The organism is Acrocarpospora macrocephala (genome assembly GCF_009687865.1).
Taxonomy (GTDB): domain Bacteria; phylum Actinomycetota; class Actinomycetes; order Streptosporangiales; family Streptosporangiaceae; genus Acrocarpospora; species Acrocarpospora macrocephala.
In genome coordinates this window covers 170003-182902 of record NZ_BLAE01000011.1, presented here as the reverse complement: position 1 = coordinate 182902, position 12900 = coordinate 170003, and the positions used below count along the sequence as shown (strand labels likewise).

Sequence of the window (12900 nt, the reverse complement as noted above, 5' to 3'; positions counted from 1 at the left end):
TGCCGCCGGACCTCCGGCGGCACCGCCGTCAGTCCCACCAGAACGACCAGGCGTGCTTGCCCCGGATCTGCTCCGCGTAGTCCTCCAGCGTGCCCGGGCCCTGGATGATGCTGTCCGGGCAGAACGTCCAGTGCTCCGCCGCCACGTGCAGCGCGTGCAGCCCGGAGGCCGGCGGGGCGGCCACGCTGAGTTCCAGGGTGTTGAAGCCCGCGCCCACCACCCGCACCCCGAAACGCTCCTCCCAGCTGCGCAGCACCGCCGCCAGCGGGACCGTCCACTCGTTGTGGTTGATCGCGCCCTGCCAGCCCATCACCGCCAGCGCGTCCGCGCCCCGGTCCGCCGCCACCAGGCCGAGCGGCGTGCCGTTGCGGGACAGGACGCGCGCGTACCAGTCGGCCACCACGCCGGGCTCGGCCACCAGCGTGCCGGGCTCGGCCAGGCCGGGGGAGACCGGGCCGAACGGCTCCAGGTTGCCGATCTGGTCCTTGTCGGCCTGCTCCACCCAGTCGGCCCACACCTCGTCCATGAAGTCCCCGGCCCGGAAGTTGTCGATCTCGGCCGCGGTGTCCGGCGCGATCTGCCCGATCGACCAGGGCTGCACCGACTCCTCCAGCAGCAGCGGCCACAGCCCCGACACCGGATGCTCGGCGCGCAGCCGCGCCCACAGCTCGCCCGAGACCGGGTCGTCGCTCAGCCAGAACGCCGGGCGCCGGTGCTCGCGCCGCCGCTCGAAGTTCGGGTCGGGCCAGACCGCCGCGCCTTCGGGCAGCTCCACGCCCAGCGACCGCCCTTCGCCGTCGTCGGCGAAGAGCTCGCGTATCTCGGGTGGCAACTGCCCTTTCCTAACCGGCACGGCGAAGAGAATAGTTCACGCGTTCTTCCGCCGGTTTCCGGAACTGGCCGTTTGGCCTATCGTCGTGCTCGTCGCCCGCCCGTGGAGGTCGCCATGCCGCTGCCCCGTCCGTTGCGGCCGGGCGATCCCGAGGTCCTGGGGGACTACCGGCTCAGCGGGCTCATCGGCGAGGGCGGGCAGGGCACGGTCTACTACGGGGAGACGTCCACCGGGGAACCGGTCGCGGTGAAAGTCCTGCACGCCCGGTTCTTCGAGCGCGACGACGCGGAGCGGCGTTTCTTCAACGAGGTGGCCGCGGCCCGCCGGGTGGCCGCATTCTGCACCGCGCGCGTGATCGACGCGGATATCACCCACGCCAGGCCGTACATCGTGAGCGAATTCGTGGCCGGCGAGTCGCTGGACGCGCTCGTCCGCCGGGAGGGCCCGCGCGACCCGGGCGCGCTGGACCGGCTCGCGGTCGGCACCGCCGCCGCGCTGGCCGCCGTGCACCGGGCCGGGATCGTGCACCGCGACTTCAAGCCCGCCAACGTGCTGCTCGGCGCGGACGGCCCCCGGGTGATCGACTTCGGCATCGCGCAGGTCGTGGACGCCGCCGGGACCGAGGCCAGCCGGGTGCAGGGCAGCCCCGCCTACATGTCGCCGGAACAGCTCGCGGGCCGCCGCCCCGGGCCGCCCTCGGACGTGTTCAGCTGGGCGGTCACCCTCAGCTTCGCCGCCACCGGCCGCCCCGCCTTCGGCAACGACTCCATCCCGGCCGTGATGAACCGCATCATGCACCGCGAACCCGACCTGACCGGCGTGCCCGCCCGGCTGCGCGGCGTGCTGCTCGCCTGCCTGGCCAAGGACCCCGCGGCCCGGCCCACCGCCGCCCAGCTGCTGATGACGCTCGTCCACGCCAAGGACGAAACCGCCCAGCCGCGGACCCGCTCCTTCCCTCGCTGGGCGCTCGGCGCGACCGCCGCCGTGGCCGCCGCCGGGGTGGCCGTCGCCGTCCCGCTCTGGCCGCGCCCTCCGGCGGTCGTCCCGGCCGCCGTCCAGGCCGCGCCGATGAGCCTGCCCCCCGTGGGCCCGCTCTTCGGCCAGCCCCTCGGCACCCCCTTCAAGGGCCACACCAGCGAGGTCCTCGCCCTGGCCACCGCCACCCTCGGGACCCGCCCGGTGGTGGTCTCGGCCGGACGCGACGGCACGATCCGCGTCTCCGACGTGCGGACCGGCGCGTCGGCCGGGCCCGCCCGCCACGTCGACGCGCTCACCGTCTCCGCCCTCGCCCTCGGCGACCTGGACGGCCGCCAGGTCCTGATCTGCGGCGGGTACGGCACCGGCCTCTGGCTCTCCGACCTGGCCACCGGGCGCGCGCTCCCCTTCGGCGCGGCCAAGGGCGACGTGCTCGCCCTTGCCATGACCAGCCGGGAGGGCCAGCCCGTCCTGGTCGCCGCCGGGCAGCGCGCCGTGCGCGTGCTCGACCTGGCCACCGGCCGGCCGCTGCTGGCGCTGGGCGGCGGCGCGTCCGACGTGGCCACGGCCGAGCTCGGCGGGCGCCAGGTCATCGTCACCGCCGCCCTCGACGGGACCGTGCGCGTCTGGGACGCGGTCACGGGCCAGCCGGTGGGCACGCCTTTCGCCGCGCCGGGCTCGCGGCTCGCCCTGGCCGTGGTCGGCGGGCGCCCGGTCGTGGTGTCCGGCGCCGCGGACAACACGCTGCGGGTGCACGATCTCGAAACGGGCGCGGCCGTGGGCGAGCCGTATCCGGGGCACACCGACCGGATCAGCGCCGTCGCCACCACCGTGCTGGACCGGCGGCCGGTGGCCGTCACCGGCAGCTGGGACGGCCAGGTCCGGGTCTGGGACCTCATCTCGGGACAGCCGGTCGGTCGGCCGCTGGCCGGTCCCGGCGGCTGGGTCACCTCGGTGGCGGTCACCGAGGTGGACGGGCTGCCGCTGCTGCTGGCGGGCAGCCGGGACGGGACCGTGCGCACCTGGCGGCTCTAGCCGAGCGAGGCGAAGGCGATCACGTTGTCGGCGTAGTGTCGGCGGGCCTGGTCGAAGGTTCCGCCGCAGGTGATCAGGCGCAGCTGGGCGTCGTGGGTGGGGCCGTAGACGGCCTCGGTGGGGAACTCGTCCTTCGGATAGGCGCGGACGTCGTCGATCAGGAACCGGACCCTGGTTCCGTCCGCGAGTTCGATGTGGATGGCGTCGCCGCGTCTGAGTTTCCCCAGGTCGGCGAAGACCGCCGGGCCCGTCCGGCTGTCCAGGTGCCCGGCGATCACGGCGGGGCCCGGGTCGCCGGGGCGCACGCCCGCCGCGTACCACCCGGCGACGGCGGGCTCGATCGGCGCGATCATGACGCCGTGGGCGTCCAGGGCGAGCCGTTCCAGCTTGCTTCGGACGTCGATGGCGGGCACCGAGACGGCGACCGGTTCCGCGTGCCGTACCGGCGGGGAGACGATCGCGGTCTGGCCCTGGACGGCCGACCAGCCCGGAACCGGAACCGGTGCGGCCGGCGGCGCGGGGGGCGGGTCCGCCGTGCCACACCCCGTCACCAGCAGGGCGACGGCCAGGGCGCGCCGCATCTCAGCTGGCGCGGCGGCGGCGCAGGACGACGAGCGCGGCGGCCAGCGCGATCCCGGCGAGCGCGATCGCGGCCAGCACGCCGTCCGGACTGCCGCCGCTCTTGGCGAGGCCGCCGAGGCCGGTGTCCACCGCGCCTCTCGGGATCACGCCGGGCGCGGCCGCGTCGCGCAGGCTCAGCAGGTCCAGACCGCTCTTGCCGTCCAGGACCACGACCGTGTTCGTGCTGCCCGGCGCGAGCGCCACCTTCGCGCTCGCCGACATCGCGCCAGCGGCCGCCGTGATCTTCTGGGTCTCGGCGTCCACCGGCCGGTAGTCCGGCGTGTCCGCGAACTTCAGGCTCTCCTCGAACACCGCGCCGCCCGCCGTCACCTTCAGCGTGCGCTCCTTCAGCGACGCCGCGATCACCCGCAGCCCCGCCTTGCCCGACGGCAGCTCCATCGAGTCCGGCAGCACCTGCAGCCGGATGCTCTGATAGGGGCCCATCCCCGCCACCGTGTACGCGTTGCCCCCGGCCACCCGCACGTTCGCCGACAACACCGGCGGCGTCGTGGCCCCCGCCCCCGCCGGGCGCATCGCCACCGTGTACTGCCCCGCGTTCAGATTCTGGTACGGCGAGACGCCCCCGTACGGCACCGCCTCGAGCACCAGCTTCGGCGTGCTGCCGCCGAACGGGTAGAGGTAGACGTCCACGGCCGGGGTGTCGGGGGACAGGTGCGCGAGCCGTACGTGCCCGACGGCGGCCGTCCGCGCCTGCGCGGGCGCGGCGACCGCGAGGACGAAGGCGACAAGAACGGCGATACGCGAAAAGATCATGGAGGCCAGCTCCCTGGGAGGTCAGGAGGAGAGGGAGCCCGTCGGGCTCGGTGCGGAATACCGGATGCGCAGGATTGTGGACGCTGCGTCACTCGGCTGAGCCAGTTTGACCTCGATGGGATGAAATCGTGATTGCTGCGCATCCAAAAACCGGATAATTCCCGAAATCTTGGTTTTGGAGGGCTTGTGGCCGTCGATTGAGCTGATTTCCACACTTCGCAGGGGGACTCCCGGGTCGGCGCCCGCGTCCCCGAACGCCCGCACGTACAGCCGGTGCGTGGCCGCGATCGCGGCCAGCGCGCTCAGCAGCCGCGCGTCCACCTCGCCCGCCGCCAGCTGCCGGGTCGCATCCGGCGCCGCCGCCAGCCGCGGATGCCCGAGCAGCTCCCGCCCCGCCCTGCGCCGATCCGCCGCGTCCCGCTCCAGATCCCGCGCGAACCGCCGCACCCCCTCCGGCGTCACCCGCCGGACCTCGATCTCCGCCACCCGCGCCAGCGCCCCCGGCGCGAGCACCGGATCCAGCCCCGCCCCGAACATCGCCCGCACCGCCGGGGTCACCACCACCACATCGGCGTTGATGATTTCATCGTCCGCACTCCGCAACGGCAGCAGCGTCCCCGGATCCACCCCCGCCCCCGCCAGCTCCGCGCACATCGGCGGATCACACCCCACGATCCCCCGCACCTGAGCCCCCACCCACCGCGCCGCGTCCCCCCGCGACAGATCCGCGACCTCCACCTCCCGCAACTCCCGCGACCGCTCCACCTGCGGCGCCGCCACCTCCCTGACCGCCCGCGAGTTCACGAACGCCCCCGCGACAAGCACCCCCGCCGCCGCCAGCGACAACCCCGCCGCGACCCGCACCTGCCGCCCAGGAGGCACCCCAAACCGCACCCGACCTCCAAATCCCACCAGCAGCCTCGCTCAGGTCACCACACCACCACAGCACGTCGCAAGCCTGACCGCTCAGCTCAGATCGACTCCGCCGGCGAGCCGAGCACCCACCTGAGCGGCGCCGGGCACAAGCGCGCTCCCTCGGCTCGCGCCTGCCACGGTTGATCACTCGCCTGGCCGCCCGGTCTCGTTCATTTGGCGTTCGAGTTCAGCCAGCCTCCGCCACGCCTCGCCCAAGCTCATGGCCATGGTTGAGGTCGCGAAGAGTGTGAACACCACCTCAATGGCCTCCTGTGCGGTGAGCCAGGACGCCAGCAGCCCGCCGAGCGGAGCCGCCAGGCAGACCGCGCTATGGGACATCAGCCGGAAGACGCCGCCCACGCGGGCCAGTTTCCGCCGGTCCACGTGACGGATCTCATACGTCCTGATCGACACGTTCAGCAGCCCGCCCGCGCATCCCGTGATGAGCGTGGCGACGGCGTAGGAGAGCGGCTCCCCTCGGGTCGCGATGAGCAGCGCCAGCACCCAGATCCACATGTGTATGTTCAGTGTGCTCGCAGCCGGTTTGATCAACCCCCGCAGCGAGGGCAGCCGGGAGAGAGTGGATCCGATGACGCCGCCGATGCCGCCGGCCGCCAGGACGCATCCCACCAGGATCGGCGAAAGCCCGGCCGAATTCACCATGAAAATCATAATAATCGCATTAATGGCCAGATTTCCGGCGGCGGTGACCAGCATGGCTTGGCGCAGGAACGGGTGGCCGAATAATTCGCGGAATCCGCTGGCCATCTCGGCGAGCAAAGAGCCCATGGACGGCTTTGACGCGCGCCGCTCTGTCTGCTTCAGTTTTGCAGGCCTTTTGTTGCGTGGGGCTTTCGCTGTTCCGGAAAGGAACCTCGCGGACAGCAGGAAAACACCAGTGTTCAGTATGAATGCCGGTAGCCGGCCCAGGTCGAATAGCATTCCGCCGAGCGGCCGACCGGCCATCGCCGCGATATGTACGCAGATCTCGCTGGCGGAGAGTCGCGCCGGTGCGTTCTCCCTCGATATGAGGGTGGACAGTAGGGTGGTTTCGGCAAGCGAGTAGGTGACGCAGAGCGCCCCTTCGATGAACGCGACCACGATGATGTGCGCGATCGTGACCTGCTCGATCGCTATGGCGACTCCCAGGCTCCCGATGGCCATTGCGCGCCCGAACTCGGTGAACTGCATGATCACACGAGGATCGGCCCGGTCGGCGAGCACGCCGGCCGGTAGATAGAACAGCAGGCCGGGCACGGTGAGCGCGAACGTCACCAGCCCCAGGATCACCGGTGACTTCGTGATCGACAAGGCCAGCAGCGGGTAGGTGATCCCGATGGCCCGTGCCCCGAGCGTGGATGCCGCGATGCTGCAGGCCGCAAGCCTGAACTGCACCCGCCGGAGGCGCATCTCCGCTCGTCGTCTTCGAACGGAATTGGCGCGTCTGGATTTCTTCACTTTCTTCTCCGAATAATGATCTCGGATATCGTGGAAGCGGCGTTAGGTCGCGCTTTTGCAGCGGCTCGGCGCATAGTTCATACTCATCGGCCTACTTGGCAATGAATCACGGCTAGGAATCGGTGTGACGATAGCTAGCTGCCCGATGCAAGGTCCGTGCATGGCGAGATACCCGCATGCCGGGTTCGTTTAGACGGTTCTCGCGTGACTGGGATCACCTAAGGAAATGAAGCATAGCCGCCAATCCATTGTGATGGGGCAGTTTCACCCCATCACAGGATCTCGAGCAGGCGCAGGCCATCGGTTCTGCTGCCGTAGTCAACCTTGTCCGGCTATTGCACCGCAATTTGGTCAATATGCGCACTAAATGGGTGACAGCGGTGCGAATGCCTAGTGCCGTGGCGATCTGTGGGGGAGCCGTCGGCCGCCACCCCGAAGCTTGGCAGTCGAGACATGGGCAGCTGGCCGGTCAGATCGGCTGCGGGTCGAAGTCGCAGTTCATCCGGACGCCGCGAGCCGCGAGCACCGCGTCCGGGTGCTCCACGCCGTCCTGCGCCGGGTAGCGGGCCAGGGTGTCCTCGATCAGCCGGTCGGCTTCCTCCGCCGCGCCGGCGGCGCGTAGGTCGAGCGCCAGGTTGGACGCGCATGCCAGCGTCATGACGTGGTCTTCGCCGAAGAAATCACGGAGCCGGGCCAGGACCTCGTCGCCGTACCGGCGGGCCTCCTCGGCCGCGCCCAGCGCGGCCAGGTCGGACTGCAGGTTCACGGCGCAGGTGAGGGTGTAGTCGTGCGGCCAGCCGAGCCGATTCACCAGGGCGTCGACCGCCGTTTCGTTCAGCCTCCTGGCCGTCTCCGCCTCGCCGCGCAGCCGGTACAGGATGGCGAGGTTGCCGTTGCAGGCGTGCGTGAACGGGTGGTCCTCGTCGTACACCATCGGGTAGCGGGGCACCGTCTCCAGGGCGAGCGCGAACGCCTTGTCCAGATTGCCCACCATGCGGTAGGCGTTGGACAGGCTGATCGCCGCCGCCATGGTGTCCGGGTGGAGTTCGCCGAACTGCCGCCGGAGCCGGGTGTGCGTGTCCTCCGCCAGTTCAAGCGCGTCGTACAGGTCGCCTCTGCGGCGCTTCGCGATCGACAGGTCCGTGGCCGCCAGCAGCGTCTGGTGGTGGTCCAGCGACAGCTGGTGCTTGCCGTAGTCGAACGCGTCCTGGGCGAGCTCGCAGGCCATCCCGTAGTCGCCGCAGAGCCGTACCGCGCGAGACAGGGCGCTGTAGGCGCGGAGCACCTGGCGCGGGCCTACCCCGCGCTGAGCTGTGCTGAGGTCGCGCAGCAGCGACTGCAGCAGGTCGCGGGCCCGGAAGTAGTCGCTCGCCAGCAAGTAGTCGATGGCCAGGTTGTGGCGGGCCCGGAACACGTTGGCCTCCTCGGGGGGCCGGGTCGCCTGGTAGCTGATCAGCAGGTCCTCGTCCAGCTCGCGGGCCCGGTGGAACTCTCCCCTCGCGCGGAGCGTGCTGCCGTAGCTGTTGGTCGCCCACAGCGTCTCGGGGTGGTCGCGGCCGAGCACGGCGCGCATCTGGTCGAGGGTCTCGTGGTCGTTCTCGTACGCGGCCGCGTACATGCCCAGGCCGCGCAGGATGTTGCCGAGATGCTTGCGGGCCACCAGCACGTCGGCATGCTGGGCGCCGTCCCGCTCGGTCCACCGGGCGATGAACTCCTCCACGAAGGTGCGGGCCAGATGGTAGTTGCCCGCCAGGTAGAGGTAGCGGACGGTGTTGAGCGCGAACTCGCGGACGTTCGGCAGCTGGCACTCGGCCAGCCTGGAGTGCACGATGTGCGGGACGAGCTCCTCGAAGCTCTTCCAGTTGTTGTTGTCCTCGGCGTCTGTGGGCGCGCTGTGCGCCAGCAGCAGGTGCACCTCATGCCGGATGTCGTGCTGTTCGGCCTCGGTGAGCTCCTCCCGCAGCAGGGTCTGGATCAGCCGGTGCACCGTGATCGTCCGGGTGGCCGAGTCGATCTTGGCGAGGGCGTACCGGCCGAGCACGCTGAGCGCCTTGGTGAGCATCAGCGGATCCGCCAGGATGGGGGCGAGGCGCGGGGTGTCGGCCATGGTGCCGCGCCGGAAAACGTCCCGCGGGATCGGCTCTGGGCCGAAGAACGCGCAGCAGCGCAGCACCTCGATCGCCTCTGGCAGCCTCCGCCGTAATTCGTGCACGGACAGCCCCCACGCCGCCGCCATGGACTGCGGGTAAGCCTCGGCCTTGTTGAGCGCCATCAGCCGGGTGGTCTGCTCGTCCAGCAGTTCGATGTACTCGTCGATGGACATGGCCGTCTCGAACATGAGCGCCCCCGCCTGCTCGAGCGCCAACGGCAAGTCCCCGAGCTTCTCGGCCAGGGTGTCGGCCAGCTCGTCATTGATCTCCCGCCGCACCCGCCTCCTCAGGAATGTCACGCTCTCGTCCCGGTCGAAGACGCTCACGTGGAGCGTGGTGCCGTGGCTGGTCCACAGTGTGTTCCTGGAGGTGATCAGCACGTGGCCCGGGCCGCGCGGGATGTAGTCCTCCAGATCGGTCGGCTGGTTCGCGTTGTCGAAGATCACCAGCCAGCGCCGGTACGGCTCGCCGCGCTCCAGCGCCCGTTTGACCGACGCCGCGGTCTCCTCCACGCCCATGCCGATGCCCGGCGGCAGCCCGAGACGCGGCGCCAGCGCGGCCATCGAGGCCGGGACCAGCTCACGCTGCTCGGCCGGGACCCAGTAGACGACGTCGTAGTGGCGGCGGTACCGCCACGCGTATTCGATCGCCAGCTGGGTCTTGCCCACGCCGCCCTGCCCCTGCAGGGCCTGCGGCTGCGCCTCCGGGACGACCGCCGTGACCTCGGTGATTCCGTCCCGCAGCTCCATTAGGAGAGCCTCGCGGCCGGTGAAGTGCGGATTGCGCGGGGGGACGCGTTCCCAGATCTCTGGTTGCCGGTCCGGAGTCGAATAGGCCGCGCCACCTGAAAGTTCCACCTGAAACCTCCACCTCTGGCCCACCATTGGAATCTGGGATATAGCGTGATACTAAAGCTTGATTCGCGCTCGTGGTGACTACAGAATCATAAGGAAGCACGGTGGGGTTTCGGGGCGCCAGGCGAACTTGCGGCAATGAGTATCGAGTGGGCGGCCTTCAAGTATTTCGGCGATGAGGGCGCCGGAGTGGCACGGTTCCAGAGCAACATCGGATAGTGCTGCCGCGCGACAGGTACGGCGTGAACCCGCCCACCGGTCATCGAACTCGATATATGGTGCGAGGAGAGTGGCTCGGGGCAGGTTTCGACCACGAGGTGGTGCCACTACTTGCACGAAATGAAGGACGCCGACTGGGAGCGGCTCATCTCCCAGCTGAGGAAAGGCGCCTGCACGCCATTTCTCGGGGCCGGGGCCTGCGCGGGCAGCCTCCCCTCCGGCGCCCAGCTCAGCGAACGCCTGGCGGCGCGCTGGGGCTATCCGTTCGGCGACAGGGCCAACCTGACCAAGGTCACGCACTACGGCGCCATGAAGTTCGGCGAGTCTATCCACGTCAAGGAGCAGGTCTGCGCGGAGCTGGCCGCGGCCGGGGTGCCCGACTTCAGTGACCCGCTCGAACCGCACGGCCTGCTCGCCGGATTTCCGTTCCCGGTCTATCTCACCACTAATTACGATGACTTCATCTATCAGTCGCTGAAGGCCGCCGGGAAAGATCCGAATGTGGCGCTCTGCCCGTGGCACGGCGGCCTCGCCTTCGACGAAGATCTGTTCCGCCACAAAGCCGGTTGGAATCCCGGCCCGGACGCCCCGTTGATCTATCATCTGCACGGCAGAATTCAAGATCCGAGTTCCCTCGTCATCACCGAGGACGATTATCTGGAGTTCGTCTTCAACCTGGCCTATGATCGGGCCGCGGAAACGCCGATCATGCTCCCGGCCGCAGTCATGCGGGCGTTGACCACGCGGTCGCTGCTCTTTGTCGGCTACAGCCTGCAGGACTGGACCTTCCGCTTCCTGTTCAACAGCCTGCACCGTGCGGTGCCGGGAATCAACCGGCGCCGGCACATCAGCGTGCAACTCGCGCCCAGTGTCGACGGCACCGCGGTGGGTGATCTGCAGCGCGAGCTGCAGAGGTATTACGAGGACTGGAAGGTTTCGATTTTCTGGGGGACACCCGCGCAGTTCTGCGAGCAGCTTCGCGAGCGGATGGGAACGATCACGTGATCACGGGAAGCGGAAGCGCACAGGGCCGGCCCTACGTCGGTTTGCGGGCCTTCCAGCGCGCTGACAGCCCCAAGTTCTTCGGCCGGGAGCGGGAGGCCTACGAGGTCGCCACCCAGTGGCAGGCCAACCGGCTGACGATCCTGCACGGTCCGTCCGGCGTCGGCAAGACCTCCCTGATCAACGCGGGCGTGCTGCCGCTGCTCGACCCGGACGCGACCGACACGCTGCCGGTGGGCCGGGTCTCGCACGGCTCCGTCTTCCCGGTCGCCGGGGCGGCCCGCTATCCGGCCGCCGCGCTGCCGCCGGAGCACAACCCGCACGTGTTCGCGCTGCTGTCCGCGTGGGCGCCGCAGGAGTCGCCGGCCCGGCTGGCCCGGCTCACCCTGGAGAGCTTCCTGCGCGGCCGGCCGTCCCGGCAGGATCCGTTCGGCGACCCGGTCCTGGTGCTGCTCGCCATCGACCAGGCGGAGGAGCTGTTCGACGACTTCGCGCACCGGCGGCCGTACCGGGAATGGTTCCTGGACCAGCTGAAGAAGGCGCTCCGCGCGGATGAGAACATCCGGCTGCTGCTGTGCGTCCGGGACGATCACCTCGCCTCGATCATGCCGTACCGGTCCAAGCTGGCCGGGAACAGTCACGGGCGGATCCGGCTCGATCCGCTGAGCCGCGAGGAGGCCAGGCAGGCGATCGAACGGCCGCTGGCCGGGACCGGGCGCAGCTTCACCGACCACGCGGTGCGCAAGCTGCTCGATGATCTGTGCGTGGATCGGGGCGGGCTGCTCGCCGACCAGGAGCGTGCCGAGCCGGTGGAGCTCCAGGTGGCCTGCTCCATGCTCTGGCGGTCGCTCCCCGCCGGGGTCACCGAGCTGTGCGAGGCGATGGTCCGCGAGGTCGCGGCGGAGCACCTCAACGGGGACACGCACCGGCTGACCGGCTGGCTGGCCCGCACCTTCGTGACCGAACTGGTCACCCGCCAGCGGGTCGACATGGGGGAGACGGTGACGGCCGGAATGGCCAACGCGGTCATCCACGCCCTGGTGGACCGGGACATCCTGCACGCCGACCGGGGTGGCTGGTGCGAGCTCGCACACGACCGGCTGATCCACCCCATCCTCAAGGTCGCCGGGCCCATCGACCTGTCCCATGAGGTCAGCGATCCGGACGACTACCTGCGGGCAGCTGAGCTCGCGCTTCGCGACCGCGACCTGGAACTGGCCGAGAGCCTGGCCGGCGAGGCGCTCCAGCGCGTCGCCGGGGACGTCCGGCTGGAGGCCGAGATCAGCTCGTTCCTGGGCAACGTGGCTTACCAGGCCGAGCGCTACGACCTCGCGATCGAGCGTTACCGCTCCTCCGCCCGGCTCTTTGAGACGCTGGGCGCGATCGACGCGGTCGGGCGGCTGCTGGTCGGCATCGGCCGGCTCCGGCTGGCCCAGGGCCGTCCCGGGCAGGCCGTGGACGAGCTCGCCGCGGCCATGCGCAGGTTCCGCCACGACCTCAGCATCAAGACCGCGCTGGCCTGGGCGCTCTGGTACGACGGCGCGCCGCGGGCGGCCAGGGACACCCTCACCGATGTGCTCGAACAGGAGGGCGGCGCGGTCGACGCGCTGCAGGCGCGTGGCGAGATCCTGGCCAGTATGGGGGAGAGCGCCGCCGCCCTGCGCGACCTCGGCCGGGCCCAGCCGCTGCAGTGGCCCTCCACCAAGGCCGCGCACGCGCTGGCGGCGATTCGCCTGGCCGTCGCCCGCAGCCTGACCGAGACCGCCCAGGAGAACGACAAAGAGATCATGGAGGCGCTGGCCGACGCGCCGGACAGCGGCCCGGTCCAGCTCTACGCGGCCTGGATCAGCGCCGAACTGGGCAACCGGGAGGCCGTCGCGGACCACGCGGCACGCGCTCTGTCGGCCCGCTCCCCGAGCCTGCCCACCCACCTGGTCCCGGTGGCCCGCTCGCTCATGTGACCGCGCGTTCGGGTTCCGCGTGGTGTAAGTGCGAAATTCGCTCCATCCCACCCGCATCGGCGATTTGAGATGGACAAGGTCGGCTGCGATAAGGGGATGACCGA

General features: G+C 70.4%; 9 protein-coding genes. 3 read left to right on the top strand and 6 right to left on the bottom strand.

Going from position 1 to position 12900, the window contains the following annotated elements; all coding sequences use genetic code 11:
- Positions 1 to 28 precede the first annotated feature (28 nt).
- Positions 29 to 853 carry a DUF4253 domain-containing protein gene (locus tag Amac_RS11060; RefSeq protein ID WP_246268248.1) on the bottom strand — a complete coding sequence of 275 codons (825 nt, stop codon included), beginning with the start codon at positions 851 to 853 and terminating at the stop codon, positions 29 to 31.
- Positions 854 to 946: 93 nt separating this feature from the next.
- On the opposite strand from Amac_RS11060, the gene Amac_RS11055 reads away from it, so the two are divergent.
- Positions 947 to 2842, top strand: coding sequence for a WD40 repeat domain-containing serine/threonine protein kinase (locus Amac_RS11055; RefSeq protein WP_155354240.1), 1896 nt, complete (start codon positions 947 to 949; stop codon positions 2840 to 2842).
- On the opposite strand, the gene Amac_RS11050 is transcribed toward Amac_RS11055, so the two are convergent.
- From Amac_RS11050 to fxsT, 5 genes are all read right to left on the bottom strand, one after another.
- Positions 2839 to 3423 (bottom strand): class F sortase, encoded by a 585-nt coding sequence (locus Amac_RS11050; RefSeq protein WP_155354239.1) that lies wholly within the window; start codon positions 3421 to 3423, stop codon positions 2839 to 2841. The two genes, Amac_RS11055 and Amac_RS11050, sit on opposite strands and share 4 nt — an antisense overlap.
- 1 nt (position 3424) lies before the next feature.
- Positions 3425 to 4237 (bottom strand): DUF4397 domain-containing protein, encoded by an 813-nt coding sequence (locus Amac_RS11045; protein WP_155354238.1) that lies wholly within the window; start codon positions 4235 to 4237, stop codon positions 3425 to 3427.
- Positions 4238 to 4258: 21 nt separating this feature from the next.
- The gene (locus tag Amac_RS11040) at positions 4259 to 5131 is read right to left on the bottom strand and encodes a hypothetical protein (protein ID WP_155354237.1); all 873 of its coding nucleotides are present in this window, start codon (positions 5129 to 5131) and stop codon (positions 4259 to 4261) included.
- Between the two features lie 165 nt (positions 5132 to 5296).
- Positions 5297 to 6610: an MFS transporter gene (locus Amac_RS11035; RefSeq protein ID WP_155354236.1), complete on the bottom strand. Its 1314-nt coding sequence runs from the start codon at positions 6608 to 6610 to the stop codon at positions 5297 to 5299.
- A gap of 469 nt (positions 6611 to 7079) precedes the next feature.
- Positions 7080 to 9617 carry an FxSxx-COOH system tetratricopeptide repeat protein gene (fxsT, locus tag Amac_RS11030; RefSeq protein ID WP_246268246.1) on the bottom strand — a complete coding sequence of 846 codons (2538 nt, stop codon included), beginning with the start codon at positions 9615 to 9617 and terminating at the stop codon, positions 7080 to 7082.
- Between the two features lie 336 nt (positions 9618 to 9953).
- Between fxsT and Amac_RS11025 the strand changes: the two genes are divergently transcribed.
- Together Amac_RS11025 and Amac_RS11020 are read left to right on the top strand one after the other, a co-directional pair.
- Positions 9954 to 10838 (top strand): SIR2 family NAD-dependent protein deacylase, encoded by an 885-nt coding sequence (locus Amac_RS11025; protein ID WP_155354234.1) that lies wholly within the window; start codon positions 9954 to 9956, stop codon positions 10836 to 10838.
- Entirely contained in the window at positions 10835 to 12796 is a 1962-nt protein-coding gene (locus Amac_RS11020; RefSeq protein ID WP_155354233.1) for an nSTAND1 domain-containing NTPase, read from the top strand. The genes Amac_RS11025 and Amac_RS11020 overlap by 4 nt, the downstream gene beginning before the upstream one ends.
- The last annotated feature ends 104 nt before the right edge of the window (positions 12797 to 12900 follow it).

Coding starts and splice junctions, on each gene's coding strand:
- Amac_RS11055 (WP_155354240.1), top strand. CDS start 947: ATGCCGCTGCCCCGTCCGTTGCGGCCGGGCGATCCCGAGGTCCTGGGG.
- Amac_RS11050 (WP_155354239.1), bottom strand. CDS start 3,423: ATGCGGCGCGCCCTGGCCGTCGCCCTGCTGGTGACGGGGTGTGGCACG.
- Amac_RS11045 (WP_155354238.1), bottom strand. CDS start 4,237: ATGATCTTTTCGCGTATCGCCGTTCTTGTCGCCTTCGTCCTCGCGGTC.
- Amac_RS11025 (WP_155354234.1), top strand. CDS start 9,954: ATGAAGGACGCCGACTGGGAGCGGCTCATCTCCCAGCTGAGGAAAGGC.